The sequence below is a fragment of the Vibrio proteolyticus NBRC 13287 genome (assembly GCF_000467125.1).
GTDB lineage: Bacteria > Pseudomonadota > Gammaproteobacteria > Enterobacterales > Vibrionaceae > Vibrio > Vibrio proteolyticus.
In genome coordinates, this window is sequence record NZ_BATJ01000007.1 from 25,947 (window position 1) to 45,687 (window position 19,741).

General features: G+C 49.3%; 18 protein-coding genes. 14 read left to right on the forward strand and 4 right to left on the reverse strand.

The window, feature by feature from the left end; genetic code table 11:
- Positions 1–257 precede the first annotated feature (257 nt).
- Genes VPR01S_RS09960 through VPR01S_RS09975 form a run of 4 tightly spaced genes read left to right on the forward strand, consistent with a single transcriptional unit; the run spans position 258 to position 2,493 of the window.
- Positions 258–821 carry a hypothetical protein gene (locus VPR01S_RS09960; protein WP_021705197.1) on the forward strand — a complete coding sequence of 188 codons (564 nt, stop codon included), beginning with the start codon at positions 258–260 and terminating at the stop codon, positions 819–821.
- A 25-nt stretch (positions 822–846) separates the two neighbouring features.
- Entirely contained in the window at positions 847–1,173 is a 327-nt protein-coding gene (locus tag VPR01S_RS09965) for a hypothetical protein (protein WP_021705198.1), read from the forward strand.
- Position 1,174: 1 nt separating this feature from the next.
- Entirely contained in the window at positions 1,175–1,852 is a 678-nt protein-coding gene (locus tag VPR01S_RS09970) for a C39 family peptidase (protein WP_021705199.1), read from the forward strand.
- Positions 1,853–1,869: 17 nt separating this feature from the next.
- Entirely contained in the window at positions 1,870–2,493 is a 624-nt protein-coding gene (locus tag VPR01S_RS09975) for a hypothetical protein (RefSeq protein ID WP_021705200.1), read from the forward strand.
- Here VPR01S_RS09975 and VPR01S_RS09980 read toward each other — a convergent pair whose 3' ends face one another.
- Positions 2,494–3,489, reverse strand: a complete 996-nt coding sequence (locus VPR01S_RS09980) for a transporter (protein ID WP_021705201.1) — start codon at positions 3,487–3,489, stop codon at positions 2,494–2,496.
- A gap of 185 nt (positions 3,490–3,674) precedes the next feature.
- Entirely contained in the window at positions 3,675–5,444 is a 1,770-nt protein-coding gene (locus VPR01S_RS09985; RefSeq protein ID WP_021705202.1) for a methyl-accepting chemotaxis protein, read from the reverse strand.
- Positions 5,445–5,666: 222 nt separating this feature from the next.
- Here VPR01S_RS09985 and VPR01S_RS09990 point away from each other — a divergent pair, with 222 nt between their 5' ends.
- The gene (locus VPR01S_RS09990) at positions 5,667–6,278 is read left to right on the forward strand and encodes a beta-phosphoglucomutase family hydrolase (RefSeq protein ID WP_021705203.1); all 612 of its coding nucleotides are present in this window, start codon (positions 5,667–5,669) and stop codon (positions 6,276–6,278) included.
- A 6-nt stretch (positions 6,279–6,284) separates the two neighbouring features.
- Here VPR01S_RS09990 and VPR01S_RS09995 read toward each other — a convergent pair whose 3' ends face one another.
- On the reverse strand, positions 6,285–6,761 hold the full coding sequence (locus VPR01S_RS09995; RefSeq protein ID WP_021705204.1) for a cupin domain-containing protein: 477 nt from the start codon (positions 6,759–6,761) through the stop codon (positions 6,285–6,287).
- 330 nt (positions 6,762–7,091) lie between these two features.
- Between VPR01S_RS09995 and VPR01S_RS10000 the strand changes: the two genes are divergently transcribed.
- The 9 genes from VPR01S_RS10000 to nirD all read left to right on the forward strand — a co-directional run bounded on the left by VPR01S_RS10000 (position 7,092) and on the right by nirD (position 18,491).
- Positions 7,092–9,701 carry a nitrate reductase gene (locus VPR01S_RS10000; RefSeq protein WP_021705205.1) on the forward strand — a complete coding sequence of 870 codons (2,610 nt, stop codon included), beginning with the start codon at positions 7,092–7,094 and terminating at the stop codon, positions 9,699–9,701.
- Positions 9,698–10,561: a uroporphyrinogen-III C-methyltransferase gene (gene cobA / locus VPR01S_RS10005; RefSeq protein ID WP_021705206.1), complete on the forward strand. Its 864-nt coding sequence runs from the start codon at positions 9,698–9,700 to the stop codon at positions 10,559–10,561. Before VPR01S_RS10000 ends, cobA begins: the two co-directional genes overlap by 4 nt.
- Entirely contained in the window at positions 10,558–11,508 is a 951-nt protein-coding gene (locus VPR01S_RS10010) for a glycosyl transferase family protein (RefSeq protein ID WP_021705207.1), read from the forward strand. The genes cobA and VPR01S_RS10010 overlap by 4 nt, the downstream gene beginning before the upstream one ends.
- A 67-nt stretch (positions 11,509–11,575) precedes the next feature.
- Positions 11,576–12,157, forward strand: a complete 582-nt coding sequence (locus tag VPR01S_RS10015; protein WP_021705208.1) for an ANTAR domain-containing response regulator — start codon at positions 11,576–11,578, stop codon at positions 12,155–12,157.
- A gap of 294 nt (positions 12,158–12,451) precedes the next feature.
- A complete protein-coding gene (locus VPR01S_RS10020; RefSeq protein ID WP_021705209.1) occupies positions 12,452–13,825 on the forward strand; it encodes a CmpA/NrtA family ABC transporter substrate-binding protein in 1,374 nt (457 codons plus the stop codon).
- A 55-nt stretch (positions 13,826–13,880) separates the two neighbouring features.
- A complete protein-coding gene (locus tag VPR01S_RS10025; protein ID WP_021705210.1) occupies positions 13,881–14,849 on the forward strand; it encodes an ABC transporter permease in 969 nt (322 codons plus the stop codon).
- A gap of 16 nt (positions 14,850–14,865) precedes the next feature.
- Positions 14,866–15,687: an ABC transporter ATP-binding protein gene (locus VPR01S_RS10030; protein ID WP_021705211.1), complete on the forward strand. Its 822-nt coding sequence runs from the start codon at positions 14,866–14,868 to the stop codon at positions 15,685–15,687.
- A gap of 10 nt (positions 15,688–15,697) precedes the next feature.
- Entirely contained in the window at positions 15,698–18,181 is a 2,484-nt protein-coding gene (nirB, locus tag VPR01S_RS10035) for a nitrite reductase large subunit NirB (protein WP_021705212.1), read from the forward strand.
- A 1-nt stretch (position 18,182) separates the two neighbouring features.
- Positions 18,183–18,491 carry a nitrite reductase small subunit NirD gene (nirD, locus tag VPR01S_RS10040; protein WP_021705213.1) on the forward strand — a complete coding sequence of 103 codons (309 nt, stop codon included), beginning with the start codon at positions 18,183–18,185 and terminating at the stop codon, positions 18,489–18,491.
- 39 nt (positions 18,492–18,530) lie between these two features.
- Here nirD and VPR01S_RS10045 read toward each other — a convergent pair whose 3' ends face one another.
- The gene (locus VPR01S_RS10045) at positions 18,531–19,658 is read right to left on the reverse strand and encodes an acyl-CoA desaturase (protein ID WP_021705214.1); all 1,128 of its coding nucleotides are present in this window, start codon (positions 19,656–19,658) and stop codon (positions 18,531–18,533) included.
- Between the last annotated feature and the right edge of the window lie 83 nt (positions 19,659–19,741).

The following is a 19,741-nucleotide window of genomic DNA, read 5'->3' on the forward strand; positions in this document are numbered from 1 at the left end:
GTGCAAAGTGCCAATTCTGTCATACTAACTTTCCGCTACCTTTCATACTTCACTACAAATTTGCACAATTTTCCTTTCTATCTCATTGATTTTTGGTCTCTTGATTTTGTTTCTATCACCTTGTTGCACAGAAATTGGCGTCAGTGACGAGTATGTCTTATTTGTAAGACTTTCAAACCTAACAGCGTACCTATAATCAGCTTGCCTGAGGGCAAAAGGATGTAGTTCATAGTTGATACAAACATGGAGATAAGATCATGCAACTAAAACAATCTGCAATCGCACTGTTGGTTACTTCGCTGTTTATTTCTGGTGGCGCGCTGGCTTACGGTGGCAGTCAAGGAAGTGACGGTGGCGACATTGACGATAGCTACAATCAGGAAAACGGCAGCAACAATCATTTCCACAGCAACAATGGTGATGATAACAACACCATCAGCACCAATGATGGTAATGACGGTAATACCTGGACTTCTCTGTCCAATGAACAAACGTTCATGAATGAGCAGTCCTGGTCGAACAAACAGTCACTTGAAATCAGCGTTGATATGGACACCGTCGTTGCTCAGAATGATCTGAGTGGTGAAGTGTCCGACACGTCAGTCAGTTACGGTGCAACCAGCTCACCAGCTCAAAGCCGTGGTCGTGGACACGGACACGACAACAGTGAAGAGTGCTGTGGTGGTCTGACTGTGAATCACAGTAACTCACTGGGTGGTTTCAACAGTGCGGCAGGTATCAGCACCGTGGCACAAAATGCAGGTAACAATTCGTTGATCCAGCAAGCTGTGTCTACCAACGCATCTGTGTTTACCGACTAATCTAGCAGCATAGCAGGAGTAAGCGATGCGTATTGCACTACTCGCCTTGAGTGCGATGGCTGCGCTATCCGCTAGTGCCGATGATATTGTGATGGCCGATATGGAACTGTCCGAAGCAGTCATGGACAGTTCCAGAGGCGGCCAATATTACATCGACATCGAGAATGTAACAGCGTCCTCTGAAATTAATGGGGTGAGTGCTGGCAACATTGCGAATAACACTGTGACCGGGAACAACATACTTTCAGCGGGTGCGCTGGCGGAAAGCTCGGGAATCAACAGTGTGATTCAAAATAGTGGCAACAACGTGCTGATACAAAACTCAACGGTCGTAAACCTGACACTCAAGTGATATGAACATTTGGCGTTACTCAATTTGGCCGATGCTGATGCTGTCAGCATCTGCCTATTCTCTGGACTTTCTCCCCAGTCGCGGACAATACACCGTGCCGGTAAAAAGCTACAAAGAAATGCTGTTTGGTGATGTCTTTCGTCAACAGTACGACTTTAGTTGTGGCTCGGCGGCATTGGCTTCTCTATTGACATTCCATTACGAGACACCTTCCTCCGAACAGGATATCTTCAAAGTGATGTTCGACCATGGCGATCGCACTTTGATCGAAAAGCAAGGGTTTTCTCTATTGGATATGAAAAAGTATTTGGAGTCACTCGGTTTTCGTTCGGATGGGTTCAGAATAGGGCTGGATAAAATCCGTGACGTAGGGGTGCCCGGCATTACGCTGGTGAACTTCGACGGCTACCTGCATTTTGTGGTGATAAAGGGAATGAACTCAGAATCCGTGATCCTGGGCGATCCGTCCAGAGGGACCATGAAGATGAGTATTGAACGTTTTAAGCAGCATTATCAGGGAGTGATTCTGTTGATTCGCACTCATGCTGAAGTGGGGCGTTCCAATTTCATTACCAGTGACGAATACGCGATCTACACGCCGTCACCACTCGACACAGGTGTGCATAGGGAGTCACTAGGCATTTTCAGCATCACCTTACCAGAAGCGGGTGAGTATTAGCCATTGAGGACAGCGACATGAGATATTGGAAAATACTCAGTGGATTGTCTGTACTACTGTCAACCATGCCCGCGTATGCCAGTGAGTTTTATGCGGATGTCTTGATGGAGGAAGGAACCCACCTTACCCCGGTGGCGAGCGATACACTCTCGTCATATCGAGGCGGATTCAGGCTGAAGAACGATTACGTAATCAACATCGGCCTGAGTATCACAACGTCGATAAATGGAATGACGTTGTTTAATACCCGTATTGCTCACCTGATGATTCAAAACGGTAACTTAAAGCGTGTACCGACACCCAAAACACCCGACTCTCGTGTTGAGGGCCCGGACGTGTCGTCCGGCGGCGTGGTTAACGTTGTTCAGGTAGGAGAGGGCAACAGTGTCGAAGAGGCTCCGGTTGTGCCTGTTGTCGAGTCAATCACCAACCCTGCGATGCCGATTGACTCCGGTACGGGAAATACGACACCTACAGTCGTCAACACCAGTACGATCACCAATATTATCCAGAATACACTGGATAACAGCGTGCTCGGGTTAAATACTGTGGTGGATATTGATGCCCAGGTAGGCGACGTCATCAAACAGATTCAGGTGAATCAAAAGTTGGATGACGCCATCCTTTCAAGCTTCTACTGATCAGAACGTAAATGGCACCCTCACTGTTAATTGAAAGTCGGGGGTGTCTTCTGTCAATCCCGCCTGCGCATTCACATTCAGTGAGGTCTTGGGACTAAAAGCGTAATTCACACCAAAGTTAATGGTGTCGAGCTGCAGCATCTTCGCATCGTCATTTTCGCTACCGTCTATCTTACTTTTCAGTATGGTTTTATGACTTAAACCCAGTGTAAAGGAGAGATCTGGGTTGATGGCAAAACCGAGCCCGGCGCCGAGTGCAATGGTGTCACCAAGATCCACTTCAACTCGGGTTCCGTTAACCGAGACATCATCTTTAAAGTTGTAGATGTAACTGAGACTGGCGAACAGAACGGCAGGGTCGGATGGATACAACATGGAGATAGATGGTTCAACACTCCAGAATCCGGAGCCAGTAGGCACTTCTTTAAACGTATTGTCGTTGGGATCGATGTCGACCTCATAAGGGGATTTGCCAGTGTCCGATTTAACGGTTAATCCTCCGACCCAGTAGGGCGTGCTATTAAAGTTGAATTGATGCCGCACTGCCAGTTCGATGTCGCCCAATCCACCACCATCTAATGTGGTATTGATGGTGTTGTCAGCGGCTCCGTCTTGAATTGGGCGCGTGGAGACCTGATCGTTTCGATAGACATACGGCAAGCGGATCTCAATTTCAGTATCGTCAAACAAGCCGTAACGGGCCGATAAGCCGGCAGTAATGGTTGTACGATCGGAATCAGAGACTTCTATTCGACCGACCAGAAGAGTAGGAAGAATGGTGTAACCAACGACGGAGACTTTGTTGGAAGAGTTTTGTGTGTAGCTTAATGACGCATCAAACGCGAATTGGCCCTTTGGGGTCAGGACGCCGGAACGGACAAAAACGTCGTTAACCGTTTGAGGGCGTTTGGCAATGTCAGACTCTTCGGCTGCCAGTGACGAGGCAGAAAAACAAAGCAGAGGGAGTACATATATTGTTTTCGTTGTCCTTAACATAACTTAGCCTTATGAGGTTGTGAGGTCACACTTAAACTTAGTTACAGCAAGGTGGAAATACACTTCACCTATTAGTTTTGTTGTATATGGATTCTCAAAAAATAGAAGCAAATTTGTCTTGAATATGAAGCATAAAAAAGCCCCCAGTGTTGGGGGCCGAGGTTAGTTATCGTCGTGATATTTGGTTAGCTTTTGCTGGTGGTAAATTCTGCCACCGCCGCGTCCATATCCCGGGCCTGACGTGATACTTCATCCACCTCCACCAAGCACTGCTGAGCAGAGTGCATGTTGTTTTCCGAGATGGTATTGAGTTCGGTGATCGACTCACTGACCTGATTCATCACGATGCCTTGTTCTTCAATTGCAGACGCAATTCGCTCTGAGTTGGCCTGAATGTTTTCCATGTCGTGAATAATTTGGCTCAGGCTGTCATCGAGCTTCTGGGAAGCATCAAGTGTTTCATGGCCTTGCTGGTTACATTGATTGATGTCATCAACCACTTGAGACATTTGATGTTGAATCGCCGAAACCACCTTGGTGATTTCTTCTGTCGACTGATGTGTACGGCTGGCAAGCGCACGCACTTCATCGGCCACCACGGCAAATCCGCGGCCTTGCTCACCAGCACGAGCCGCTTCAATTGCCGCGTTCAGTGCCAATAAATTAGTTTGCTCTGCAATATCCTGAATGATATTGACCGCGCCGCCAATTTGCGCCACATGATCATTAAGTGATGAGATCGAATTTTGGCTGTCTTCCAATGTGGCAGACAGTTGGCCGATATTGCTTACGGTGGACTCGACGACCGTTCGGCCATTCTGAGCGTTCACAGACGCCTGCTGGACACCTTCGACCGCAACTGACGTGCTTTCAGATATCTCGCTGATGGTCGCGACCATTTCCTGAACGGCTGTTGCCATGGATGTGGTGTGATCAGCCTGAATGTGGAACTGTTCAATCACACTCTGCAACTCACCGTGCATAGTTTCGGTGTTGCTGGATAGCTGGCCCGCTTTCGTTTGAGTGCCCGAAATCAGTCCTTCCAGTTTTTCCAGCAAGCGGTTGAAGTAAGTGCCGATCGAAGCGAGTTCATCTTTCCCTTTTAGGTTAGCACGCATGCCGACGTTGTTGGTTCGGGCGATTTCCTGAATGGTATTGAGCAGAAACGCAACCTGAAGGTTGATGGAGCGCGAGATCCAGTAAATGAAACCTGCGATAAGTACCACGATAATACCGACAATCGCTGTTTTCATCGTCGATACTTGTTGGTTATTCGCGTCAATTTGCTCATTCAGCTTGGTAGAAAAGTCGCTGAACTGCTTTTCTACCGAGTGCGATCGGGTACGTGCTTCTCCGAGCAAGCCCTGGTCATATTTGAGGCCAATCACTTGTTTTTGCGCAACCAGTGCATTTGCTGTTTTCAGAAATTGTGGGGCTGGGACGTCGGTCAACAATTGAGCGTCCAGCTCTCCAGCTTCCACTTTTTCATCAAATTCAAAGAGCTTGACCAGGTCTTCGCTGCCAAGTCGTGATTCCAGTGCTGAGAAAGCCGTATAGTAGTCATTTCTGAGTGCTTGATCCGCCTTCAGGCCCAGCGTTTGATACCCGGCCACCAACTGCTGAAAACTTTTTTGGTAGGAAAGGATATCAGTACGCAGTTGTTGACTGGATGGCAACTTGTGTTCACTCAGTAACCCAGAAAGTTCACTTTCAAGGCTTAAAAACGTGGTAATATTTTTTTCGAATTTATCCAGATATTTGGCGTCGTGGCGAAGCAGGAAGTCTTTTTCATTACGACGAAGATTGAGAAGACGAATTTCTAATTTGTCGACAAGTTGAGTGGCTTGGCTCAGTTCTCCGGTGGTTTGAGTGAAGTGGGTTGTAGCTCCCACGAGAAACGCAATTCCCAAAATAGCAATCACACCCAATGAATACAACTTTTGCTTAATATTCATGAGATTACCTTAAGTCTGATGAAAGAATATCTGACGTGAATTATTATGTTTTTTGATGATACTACGCACTATTCATGGTTCTATCAATATATGCTGTGCTGAAAAATAACTTTAGCACCATATGTAATTGTATTATCTGGTACTTTTGTGTAATAAAAAACTACAGAAATATGACAATTGTTCCAGAATGCCAAATTTAACAATAAACCGACGGGAGATAACATGACCCTCGAACTTGCCAAATACAAAGGCCTTATTTTTGATATGGATGGCACGCTGCTTGATACCATGCCTGCGCACCTCGCTGCGTGGGCTAAAACCGCCGAGCATTTTCAGTTTCCCTTTGATCAAGTATGGCTGCACAGTTTGGGTGGTATGCCGAGCTTTAAAATTGCGAATGAAATCAATCGTAAGTATCACATGAACCTGCTACCTAGTGAGGTCTCACGTTTCAAAATGGATGCTTTTGCCAGCATCAATACGCCCCCGGCGCTCATTGCGTGTACGACTGAGATTCTGGAGCAGTATATGGGTCACAAAAAGATGGCAGTTGGCACTGGGAGCCAGAGGGAGAGCGCGCTGCGTCTGCTCGACAATGCCCGCCTACTGGACAAGCTGCAAGTCGTGGTGTCTGCCACCGATGTGCAGGACCACAAGCCTTCGCCAGACACGTTTCTCCTTGCGGCTGAGAAATTAGGCCTCAAAGCGAGTGACTGCGTTGTGTTTGAAGACACGGAACTGGGCAAAAGCGCAGCCCATAACGCAGGTATGGACTGCTTCATGGTAGAAAACGAACAACTGGTGTTTTATCCGGTGTCGCAATCGATCCTATAGAAGTCGTTAGGCTTCTCGGGTTAGGGTTAAGATCACGTCGCGATGTTGAGGATAGCGATTGAGTAAGCCATTCCGATCGTAAAGCGTGAAATCCTCAAATGTAAAACCAGGTGATACCATGCAGCCAACGAGCGAGAAGCCAGGCTGATTCATCGCAGAACCAAAAACATATCCTTTCGGTACGAGTACCTGAGGCTGTTCACCGCGTTCAATATCCAGACCGAGTTGCTGAGTGGTCAGTTGCCCCTCTGGATCAATCATATAAATAGTCAGCGACTCTCCTGCATGGAAATACCACATTTCATCGGCGGTCAGTTGGTGAAAATGAGAGACTTCTCCGGTACGCAGCAAAAAGTAAATGCTGCTCCAGAGTGGGCGGTTTTCATCAAACGGTGTGTCGGAACGAAACGATGAGCAGTAATAGCCGCCCTCTACGTGTGGTTGAAGATTAAGATGGTCTATGAAGTATTCGGCGCTTTGCATGTGGCAGTTCTCTTTTAGATACAAGATTATACTGAGAAGTTTACCTGAGACTGACGCGCTCACACAGAGCGTATGCACAAAAGGTGACAGGCACACCAAATCGGTGAAGATGGTGAACCAAGTTGGTGCGTGCTCTTTAACTTGTGTGGAGTTGATTTTATTAACTTTATGAAATATTTGAAAATTATAATAGAGAATAGGTTGGCAATCATTTTGCTTTAACCTATTTAACAATGAACTCGTACTGCAGTTCACTACACCGACGTCACAGGCAACGAAGCCTCTCCGTTAAGGAGGGGCTTTTTTTTGCCTCAGAGAAAGGAATCGAGCATGACACAACAAATAATCCATTCGACCTGCCCGTATTGCGGCGTGGGCTGCGGAGTGACGATACAACAACAAGGCATTAAAGGTGACACTGACCATCCTGCCAATCAGGGCGCACTTTGTGTGAAAGGTTCGGCGCTGAAGGAGAGTCTCCAAATGCCGAGTCGTCTGCTGTATCCCAGGCTGAATGGTGTCGAGATCAACTGGTCTGATGCGATTGAGACCGTGCGTGAAAAGATCACGGATGCGATTAAACACTATGGCCCGGATTCTGTCGCGATGTACGTCTCGGGTCAGTTACTGACCGAGGATTACTATGTAGCCAATAAGTTCATGAAGGGGTTTGTCGGTTCTGCCAATATTGATACGAACTCAAGGTTGTGCATGTCCTCGGCGGTGGCTGCGCATTGTAAGGCTTTTGGTGAAGATGTCGTGCCAGTGAGTTACGACGATTTGGACAAGGCGGATTTAATTGTTATCACCGGCGCCAACACTGCCTGGACTCATCCGGTGATTTTTCGTCGAATTCAACAAGCGCGTGAACAAAATCCTAACCTCAAACTGGTGGTGATTGATCCCCGCCGCACCGTTACAGCGGAGCAAGCCGATTTACATATTCCGATCGGTAACGATGATGACGTCGCTCTGTTCAATGGGTTGTTACGCTACTGCTGCGATCATCAGGCGGTTGATGAAGCTTTTATTGCTGAGCATACGGAAGGCTTTGAAGCTTTGCTGGCCGAGGTTGAAAAAGCGCATTATCAGTTGGATGTGCTGAGTCAACAGTTGGGCGTGAGTGAGTCGATTCTCGGGACTTTCTTTCACTGGTTCGCATCGTCTCACGCTGCCATTACGTTGTTCTGCCAGGGAGTTAATCAATCCACATCGGGTGTCGACAAAGGCAATGCCATCATCAACCTGCACCTTGCAACCGGACAGATCAATCGTTGTGGCAGTGGTCCGTTTTCGATTACCGGTCAACCGAATGCGATGGGAGGACGCGAAGTTGGCGGTCTGGCGAATCAGTTGGCCGTGCACCGGGGATTTACTTCTGAAGACATCAGCGCTGTAGCGCAATTCTGGCAGGCACCCAATGTGGCAACCCAGCCGGGTCTGAAAGCGGTTGACCTGTTCAGCGCTGCAGAGCGAGGCGAGATCAAAGTGTTGTGGATTATGGCCACCAATCCGGCGGTATCGATGCCGGATAACCAGCAAGTACGACGCGCGTTAGAAAAGTGTGACTTTGTCATTGTGTCGGATATTACCGCGGACACTGATACCGCGCGTTACGCCGATCTGCTGCTACCGGCCTCTGGGTGGGGAGAAAAGCACGGGATGGTGACCAATTCAGAGCGGCGCCTTTCTCGCCAGCGACAATTTTTGCCAGCGCCTGGGGAAACCCGGCCTGACTGGTGGCAAATTGCACGAGTCGGCAGTGCTTTATGTGACTATTTGGGCGTCGCGGATGCGTTTGATTATTCTACGCCCGCCCAGATCTTTCGTGAGTTTGCGGCGATGACCGGACTCAATAGCGGCACGCCGTTAAAGTTGGATTTATCACAGTTTGCGCACTTGAGCGACGAAGCGTACGACAATTGGCTTCCTTGGCAGTGGGGAGGCAATAAACCTTTTGGTGATCATCATTTTTCAACCGATACCGGCAAGGCTCGCTTTGCAGTGACCGTGCCCTGCGTGCGCCGGTCTGATTTGTGGTTAAACACGGGCCGTCAGCGTGACCAGTGGCATACTATGACTCGTACCGGACACATTGCACAATTGAGCGCGTCTGAAGTGCAACCGACACTGTATCTAAATGCGCTGACAGCTGAAAGTTATGCCATCAAATCAGGTCAACTGGTCGAGCTTGAACAGGGCGATACTTCTATTCTGGCCATTGCGGAGTTGGACAATGCTCTGAGTGACCAGCAGTTGTTTATGTCCATGCACTGGGCGGGGCGCTATGGTGGCCAAAGCCAGATCAATGCTGTGGTGCAAGCATGCACGGATCAGCAGTCGGGGCAGCCCGCGTTTAAATCATCTTCAGTCAGCCTCAGTCAAGTAAAAGCGAAAACCTATGGCATGTATCTGGGAAGTCGGGCGGATTTTTCTCTGTGCACCTACGCATCACTGCAACAGGAACGCAACGGTCAGATATGGCGGTTTGTGGACAGGGAAGAGCGAAACATTGAGGATTTTCAACGTCAGCTCACTCAGCGTCGTTTGGTATTAGAATTAGAAACCGGCTGGCTGGGAATCGATTGCACCATCCACGGCGAGCATCCTGAAGTGGCGGCTATTTTGATGTTGTCAGGTAAGCCGATCAAAACGGACTATCAAGCGCTGCTGTCGTTACTTGGGATGCCTCTTGATATCGGTCGACTATTGTCCATTTGTATGGCCACGCAGCAGGCAAAGCTGATCTGTAGCTGTTACCGTGTCACTGATTGGCAGATTAAGCGGGCGCTTGAGTCGAAAGAGTGTGTTGACCTGAAGCAGTTGCAGACGTTACTCAAATGCGGTACCAACTGTGGCTCCTGTTTACCGGAACTCAAACAATGGGTGCAAACTTGTCAGACATCGCTTGTCACAAATGAAGAGGAGCGCCACGCATGACACAGCGATCTTTGGATGGTTTCTTTTCAGGAGACTTCTCTAGTCACACTGACTGGTATCAGCGTACGCTACCATCAAAACCGAAAACGCAGCCCCAAGCGGGTCGTGTGACGTTGGTTGGAGCCGGACCTTGCGATCCGGAACTACTGACTCTCAAGGCGCTAAAAGCGATTCAGCAGGCGGATGTTGTGATCTATGACCGACTGGTTGGCCGCGACATACTCGAGTTTGCCGATCCCGATGCGGAAATGATCTACGTGGGGAAACGCTGCGGCAGGCCAAGTATGTCTCAGGAAAGTATTAACGCCGAATTAGTGCGTCAAGCGAAAGCAGGAAAACAGGTCGTCCGTCTTAAAGGTGGTGATCCGTTTGTATTTGGTCGAGGGGGCGAAGAAGCATTAGCGCTGGTGTCGGCTAACGTGGCCTACCAGGTTATTCCCGGCATTACGGCGGCCTTGGGCTGTGCCGCGAGTTCCCTGATTCCCCTGACTCACCGGGAAGTGTCGCGCAGTGTAACTTTGGTGACAGGACAGGTTGTGACGGGGTCACTTCCTGCGTGGGCTGAATTGGTGGCATCGGGACAAACCTTAGTGTTTTACATGGGGTTGGAAAAAGCAGCGCAGATTCAACAGGGACTGATGGCGCACGGTCTTAGCAGTTCAACCCCGGTGGCGATTATCGGTAAAGGGTGCAGTGCAACGCAGGAAGTACACACATTGTCTCTCGAAACGCTTGAAAAACATGCGCTTGAATTGAAAGGGCTGAGTCCGGCGTTGATCATTTTAGGTGATGTCGTCAAACTGCGAGCAGCCTTATTGCATAATGCTGAGTTGCTGCAATCTGTACAGGAAGACGTATGAGTTCCATTTTAGAGTGTATCCGCACTGTTGGGCGCGGAGAGCGTGGCCGTAAACCATTAACATTTGAACAAGCGTACCAGGTGATGGATGAGTATCTGGATGGCCTATGTGATGACGATCAGATGGCCATGCTGATGATGTTAATCCGTGTTCAGAACGAGACAAAAGAAGAGATTGCCGGTTTCGTCAAAGCTTTCCAAAAACGTTTGCCGGTGGTCGGCGCGGATATCGACTGGCCGTGCTATGCAGGTAAGCGTGAGAGTGCCGGGCCGCCGTGGCATCTTTTAGCGGCGCGGATCCTAGCTGACAACGGGTATCGTATCCTGATGCATGGCTATCAGGACAATACGACCCTACGCGAGCATGCCGAATCGTATTTATCCAGATTCAACGTTGCGGTGGCGCACAGCGCGGAACATGCTCAAAACCTGTTGGCCAATGACAATCTGGTTTACCTGCCGCTTGCTCAGTTTGCTCCACAAGCTGAAACCATGATTGGCTGGAAAAAACGGTATGGTTTACGTACGCCAATCAACACAGTAGTTCGTGCTTTAAATCCAGGCGGCGCAAGGCTGGGTTTGCGGGGCAGTTTTCACCCTGGATTTCAACAACTGCACGCCGAAGTGGAAAGTCTGATTGGTCAGCATAGCGAATCTGTTGTCTCATTCAAAGGTGTGTCGGGTGAATCGGAATACAATCCCAAAGTCAGTCAAACGGTTTGGCTGAGCCACCAAGGTAACGTCAGTTCGTGTTACTGGTCTGAACAAATGCTGACAGAGGTTCCGGCGCCCGTTCAATGTCCATTTGCAACGGCCGAATCGGATCTCGGGCTGATGGCCAACACCATTATTTCAACTATGGCAGTTGTGTTGTTCGCAGAGATGCAGGATCGCGACAGCGCCTATGCTCAGGCGTTTGAGTACTGGAAGCATTACTGCAACGCTTAAACTCTTCACTCTGGCACATTCCTTGAAGTTACTGAGATAAATGACCAGTTAACTACAAGGAATGTGTATGGCCAGACAAATCAATCCAACCTCGTTGATTATCTGCTGCGAACATGCCAAAGAGCAGGCGCAGTTGCGTACTCAATTGGTGAAAAACTATGATCAGATCTTAACCTGCCGACTTGCGCAATTAGAGCTTTTGTTGGATAGGGAACCGACGGCCCGGTTGTTAGTGCATTGGTATGCGCCGTGTGCGGAACTGAGATCCATCGTCGAAGTTTGCCGGCAACGCAAAGTGCCGCTGTTATTACTGATAAAATCCATTTCTACATTAAATTTCAAATCGTTAGAAGAGCCATCTGACTATGTGTTGTTGCCGCATTCAATGGAAGGTGAGTTGAGTGTTTGGCTGGAATACGCTGCTCGGGTACGCGTGAGATATCAGAAAATGTGCGATGAAATCGCATCGCTGAACACTAAAATCGAAGACAGAAAAGTGATTGAACGTGCCAAAGGTCTGATTATGAAAATGCATAAGATGGACGAAGAGTCGGCCTATCAGGCCATGCGGAATTCCGCGATGAAGACCAGTCAGCCTCTCAGCCAGATTGCTAAAAACATCCTGACGACACTGGAAACGCTCGGCTAATGAGTTACTACTTTGGGGTTAGGGTATTTTTTTTGACCTTGGTGCAGAGCGCACCATAAGCAAGCGTCAATGGCAGCAATATGACATTAGCTTCTATTAAGCTATTGAATTTAATTGGTAAAATACTTGGCACGTTACTTGGAATGTAAAGAGTAAGGAAACAAACGCAATTTCACAATCAGAATCAAACGTAACTTAAAACCTGTCAACGGCGGCAAGATTTAAGAGCAAAGGCGCTACCGCAAATATTGCGGTAGCGCCTTTTTGTTTGAATAAATCAAAGGGAGCATTGAGATGAAATATTTGAAAATGATTCGGGGACATTGGATAGCAGCCACGTTAGCTGGTGTTATCGCTACGTCTTCATGGGCTTCGCCACTAGGTGAGCCGGAACTAGAGGACTTAAAGTTCGGCTTTATCAAACTGACCGATATGGCGCCTTTAGCGGTGGCATATGAAAAAGGTTTCTTTGAGGATGAGGGCCTCTACGTCACGCTCGAAGCTCAGGCGAACTGGAAAGTACTGTTGGACCGCGTCATTGATGGTGAGTTGGATGGCGCTCACATGCTGGCAGGACAACCTTTGGGGGCGACGATAGGCATTGGTACCCAGGCGCAGGTCATCACCGCGTTCAGTATGGATCTAAACGGCAACGCAATCACCGTCTCCAACGATACCTGGCAGCAAATGAAGCCACACATTCCAAAGCAGGCTGACGGCAAACCACAGCATCCAATCAAAGCGGACGCGCTAAAGCCAGTGGTGAGTAGCTTCCGAGACAAAGGAAAGCCGTTCAATATGGGTATGGTGTTCCCGGTCTCTACTCACAATTACGAATTGCGCTACTGGCTCGCGGCGGGTGGCATTCATCCGGGCTATTACGCGCCGAAAACCGGGGACAACAGCGGGCAATTGAAAGCCGATGTCTTGTTGAGTGTCACGCCGCCCCCACAAATGCCATCCACCATGGAGGCGGGCACTATCCAAGGTTATTGCGTGGGCGAACCCTGGAACCAACAAGCGGTGTTTAAAGGCATAGGTGTGCCTGTCGTCACCGATTACGAGATCTGGAAAAACAACCCAGAGAAAGTGTTTGGTGTATCGAAAGCTTGGGCGGAGAAATACCCGAATACTCACATTCGTGTTGTTAAAGCATTGATTCGCGCGGCTCACTGGCTGGACGCTCACAACAATGTGAATCGTGCAGAAGCGGTCAGCCTACTTGCCAAAAGCGAGTATGTCGGCGCAGATGCCGAGGTGATCGCCAATTCAATGACCGGCACCTTCGAGTATGAAAAAGGCGACAAACGTGAAGTGCCTGATTTCAATGTGTTCTTTCGCCACAATGCGACGTACCCCTATTACAGTGATGCCATCTGGTACTTAACCCAAATGCGTCGCTGGGGACAGATTCCGCAGGCTAAACCTGATGCGTGGTATATGGATATCGCCAAGCAGGTGTACCGTCCTGATATCTATCAACAGGCTGCGTTGTCACTGATTCAAGACGGAGTATTCAGCGCTGCGGACTTTCCGGATTTTTCTGAAGAAGATGGCTTCCGCGCCCCGCAGACTCATTTCATCGATAACGTTGTGTACGACGGTCATCGGCCAAACGAGTACCTCAACCAGTTTTCTATCGGCCTGAAAGGGGACGATCAGGTGTAACGCGTCTGGTGAGAACCTTGGTTTACATCGCCAGACCCCAAAAAAGGATACGACTATGTCGAGTAATGTAATCGCTCTGTTTCCAGGCAGTGGTGCGGTGGTCAGTCGCAGCAAAGCGCTGCTCCTGCCAGTGATTGGTATTGTGATGTTTTTGATGATGTGGCATCTGGCCGCACGAGAGGTACATACCTCATTGGGTACGCTCCCCGGGCCCGCTCAGACGTTTACCCAGTTGAGCCATTTGGTAGACGAACACTGGCGTGAGCGCGAAAAAGCACAGGCATTCATTGAACGTCAGGAAAAGCGTAACGCCGCAAAATTGGCTAAAGATCCACATGCGGAAGTTCGGATTCGGCCATACACCGGCAAACCAACGTATTTTGACCAAATCGTCACGAGTTTGTTTACCGTTGCGTGCGGCTTTGTGTTGGCTTCATTGATTGCGATACCGCTTGGTATTGTGCTTGGGTTGAACCAAGGGCTTTATCAGGCATTTAACCCCATCATACAACTGCTGAAGCCGGTCTCTCCTCTGGCGTGGTTGCCGATTGTCACCATGGTGGTCAGTGCCACGTACGTGAGTGACGATCCCATGTTCGCCAAATCGTTTGTTAATTCGCTGTTTACAGTGGCGTTATGCAGTTTGTGGCCAACATTGATCAATACCGCCGTAGGGGTTACCAGTGTCGATAAAGATTTGCTTAACGTGAGCAAGGTATTGCAGCTCTCTTGGTGGAAGCATATCAGAACCATTGTTTTGCCATCGGCGGTACCGATGATTTTTACTGGCCTTAGGTTGTCGTTGGGGATTGCCTGGATGGTATTGATTGCCGCCGAAATGCTCGCACAAAACCCCGGGCTGGGTAAGTTTGTTTGGGATGAATTCCAAAATGGCAGCTCGGCGTCTTTGGGGCGGATCATGGTAGCCGTGATTACTATCGGATTGATCGGTTTGTTGCTCGACCGAGGCATGTTGCAGTTGCAGAAATGGATGTCGTGGGACAAACAACAGGAACTTCGTTAATGGCAAGGAGGCCGTTATGTCAAAACCTTATCTCGATTTGACTCAGCTAGGGATGCGCTTTCCCACCAAACAAGGGGAGTTCGTCGCGCTGAAAAATGTCAACCTCGATATCAACAAAGGGGAATTCATCTCTCTGATCGGTCATTCCGGCTGTGGGAAATCAACTGTGCTGAATTTGGTGGCAGGGCTGTTAATGCCCACCGATGGCGGCGTGATCCTGGATGGACATGAAGTCGCAGGACCAGGGCCAGAGCGCGCCGTGGTGTTTCAGAATCACTCATTGTTGCCATGGCTGAGCGTGTATCAGAACGTCGAGTTAGCCGTTAAACAGGTCAACAAAGGGAGATCCACTGCGCAAGTGAAGTGTGAAACCGAGCATTATCTGGACTTAATTCAGATGCAGCACGCAGCCAACAAACGTCCGGATGAAATTTCTGGGGGTATGAAGCAGCGAGTCGGCATCGCACGGGCGCTCGCACTCAAACCAAAAGTCTTGTTGATGGACGAGCCCTTTGGCGCGCTGGACGCTCTGACGCGTGCACATCTCCAGGATGCTTTGATGCGCATCCAGGCCGATCTCAACAGCACCGTCATCATGATTACTCATGACGTTGATGAAGCAGTTCTGCTATCCGACAAAATCGTCATGATGACTAATGGTCCGGCGGCCACCGTCGGTGAAGTACTGAATATTCAACTGGAACGCCCCAGAAACCGAGTCGCATTGGCCGATGATTTGACGTATCAGAGTTATCGCCAGAGTGTGCTGCGTTTCCTGTATGAAAAACAGTCCAAACAAGAAGCGGCAGAGAGTGTGCCGTTGGTGAAAACGGCATAGGAGCAAGATGATGGAACATATTGTAATTGTCGGCAACGGCATGGTAGGGCACCACTTAGTCGCGCAAATGGTTGAGCAAGGCCTGCATCAACACAAGCGTATTACCGTCATTGGTGAGGAACGCTTCATCGCCTACGACCGGGTTCAACTCTCATCTCTGTTTTCAGGCAAGTCACATCAGGATTTGCTGCTAAGCAGCGAAAACTGGTATAGCGAAAACAACATTAACTTGTTGCTGGGCTGTCAGGTCACCCACCTGGATACCAAAGCACAGAGACTAATGCTGGATGAAGATACGATTTTGGGGTATGACAAACTTGTCCTTGCGACTGGTTCATATCCGTTTGTGCCGCCAATAGAAGGTAAAGAGCGAGACGGCATCTTCGTCTACCGCACGTTAGATGATCTTTCATCAATCCGAACCGCTTGCCGGGGAGCGAAAAGCGGCGCCGTGGTCGGTGGTGGATTGCTTGGGCTTGAGGCGGCTAATGCGCTGCGTCTGCTCGGGCTGGAAACACACGTGGTTGAGTTTGCGCCCAGATTGATGCCCGTTCAACTTGATGATGGATCAGGACAACTGCTCAAAGAAAAAATCGAGTCACTGGGTTTACAGGTCCATACCAGCACGTCGACTGAACGCATTATTGACGGTGAACATGCACGGCATCGTATGGTGCTCAAAGAGCAGCTGCCTCTGGAAGTGGACGTCATCGTTTTTTCTGCGGGCATTCGCCCACAGGATGCACTGGCTCGTTTGGCTGGTATAGAGATTGGAGAGCGCGGCGGAATTGTCGTCAATGATCAGTGCATGACCAGTGCACCGGGTGTCTATGCCATTGGGGAATGTGCGTTGTGGCAAGAGCGGATATTCGGACTGGTCGCACCAGGCTATTCAATGGCACGAGTAGTGGCGAAGCATTTGGCAGGTGACACGCAAGCATCGTTTCAAGGCGCTGATATGAGTACAAAGCTCAAGTTACTCGGGGTGGATGTTGCGTCAATAGGAGACGCGCACAAAGCCACCCCATATGCTAGAGAGATGGTACTGCAGGATACGGTGGAAGGCACCTACAAAAAGCTGGTGGTCGACGAATCCGGGACCCAACTGTTGGGTGCGATTCTGGTTGGTGATACTGGTGACTATGACGCGTTGCTGCAATGCTACCTCAACCAAACCGTATTGCCAGAGCATGCGGCAAATTTGCTGCTGGATACATCCATGCTGGAAGGCGAATTATCCGATAACGCGGTGATCTGTTCTTGCCATAACGTTACAAAAAGTGACATTGTCACAAAGGTTCATGCCGGAATCCACGACTTGTCCGAGCTGAAGTCTTGCACGAAAGCCGGAACCGGATGCGGTGGTTGCAGCAATATGGTGAAGTCAGTACTGGACGGGGAGTTGGCCGCCATGGGCATGGAGGTCAACAACCACATTTGCGAACATTTCGCCTTATCGCGCCAGGAACTGTTCCACTTATGTCAGGTAGAGCAGATCAGAGATTTTGACACCCTGATCAACAAACATGGTCAGGGCCTTGGGTGCGACTTGTGTAAACCGACGGCGGCGTCGGTGTTCGCATCATTGTGGAACGAACATATTCTCGAGCCGCAGCACAGTGGTTTGCAAGATTCCAACGACGCCTATATGGCAAACCTGCAAAAAGATGGATCCTATTCGATCGTACCACGTGTTCCGGGGGGAGAAATAACGCCGGATAAACTGATTGTCTTAGGGGAAGTTGCACGTGATTACGATTTATACACCAAGATCACGGGTGGGCAACGTGTCGATCTATTCGGAGCGCAACTTGAGCAGTTACCAGCGATATGGGAAGCCTTGATCCGGGCCGGATTTGAAACGGGCCATGCTTACGGGAAGTCGGTCCGCACCGTCAAATCTTGTGTAGGGTCGACGTGGTGTCGATACGGGGTAGACGACTCGGTTGGTCTCGCGATTGAGCTGGAAAACCGCTACAAAGGTTTGCGGGCACCGCACAAACTCAAATTCGCCGTCTCCGGTTGCACCCGTGAATGCGCCGAAGCTCAAAGCAAAGATATAGGTGTGATTGCTACAGAGAAAGGCTGGAACCTTTACGTGTGTGGTAACGGTGGCATGCGTCCTCGTCATGCTGATCTGTTTGCCTCGGATCTGAGCAAAGCGGAATTGATACAACTGATTGATCGGGTATTGATGTTCTATGTCCGTACAGCAGACAAACTGCAGCGTACGTCAGTCTGGATGGAGAATCTGGATGGTGGCCTGGATTACCTCAAACAAGTCGTCCAAAACGATTCTCTGGGTTTGTGTGAAGCGCTGGAAACGCAAATGCAGCACGTGGTTGATACTTATCAATGTGAGTGGCAGAGCACCTTACAGTCGCCGGTTAAGCGCGCCAAATTTAACACGTACGTGGACGATGCGGTGGGAGTGCCAACCCCGGAATATCAGCGTATCCGTGGGCAACGTATTCCAGTGGTCGTGGAGGAATGAGATGAAAATTTGTAATTTAAGTGCTTTGTTGCCTTTTCACGGTCGGGTCGCGATGATCGAGGGACAACAGGTGGCTCTGTTTCTGGTGCCAGAACAAGGGGTATTTGCGATCCAGAACTGGGATCCTATCGGCCGGGCACATGTTCTGGCGCGTGGGATTGTTGGTGATGTCGGGGGGGAGTTGTGTGTAGCGTCGCCACTATACAAACAACACTTTTCTTTGCGCGATGGCCGTTGTATTGAACAGCCGGATAAACCGGTGAAAGTGTGGCAAGTTGCCGTCAAAAACGACGCGGTGTGGCTGGACTAATCAAAATGGGGCTTTAAGCCCCATTTTTCTCTTTTACATTTATGCGTACTGAGCCGTCAACGCTTGCCAGGATTGGCGGCGTTCTTCCAGGGTCTGCTTCATCTGCTGGTAACGAACTTTCAGCAGGGAATGCTCATAGCGGCGCACCATATCCTGTTTTTTACTCTCCAGTAGCTGCTTTTTCACTTCGTAATATTCGTTCATGCTTTGCAGCAGCGAATCGAACTCAGTTTGCAGACGCTCGTTTAACGCCTGATAATTTGGCAACTGCTGGATATTGAAACGTGCGGTCTGAAGCTTCATTTGTGCGCGGGCTTTTTCAATTCTCAACTGAGGTGCTTTACGCAACTTGCCTGCCAGTCCCACCCAGGCGCATGTTTTGATTAACCATTTGGTCGGATCGTATTGCCACCATAAGATCCCGTTGCGGTAATCGTTTTCAAAAATATGGTGGTAGTTGTGATACCCCTCACCGAATGTGAAAAAGGCCAGAATACCGTTATCTCTCGCGGTATTTTTGTCTGTATAGGGCTGGCTGCCCCAGATGTGTGCCAGAGAGTTAATGAAAAACGTGGTGTGATGATTCAGAACCAGACGAACAGCACCCACCATCAGTAACATCCCCCACACATCCTGATAGATCAGGCCCAATGCAACCGGAACGCCGATGTTCATCAGAATGGCAAGTGGAACATAGTACTTATGTTGCCACATGACGATTTTATCCTTTTGAAGATCACGACAGTTGCTGTAATCGGAGTAGGTCGCTTTGTTGTAATGGCGTAACATCCAACCAATGTGTGAGTGCCAGAAGCCAAGCTTAGCGGAATAAGGATCTTTGTCGTTGTCGTCGACATGGCGATGATGGACGCGATGGTCAGAACTCCAGTGCAGCGCACTATTCTGAAGGGCAAAAGCGCCACCCAGCGCAAATAGGAATCGCAAGCTCCAATGAGCTTCGTAAGCCTTGTGTGACCACAATCTGTGGTACCCGGCAGTGATCGACAGATTACAAAAAGAAAACGTAATCAGAAGCCAGATCCAGTGCTCACTGCCGTAACCGAACTCAAATCCGTACCAGGGAGCGGCAACGGTGGCCAACAGCATGCTGAAAGAGAAAATAAACACGTTCAGCCAGATCAGCGGCGGTTTATTTTGCGTTTCCATTGAAATTTCCTTTGAGCTAACAAGTGTTCGCCAGAATATCAGCGTACACGTGTAAGTCAAATTTACTTTGTAAAAAGTGTGAA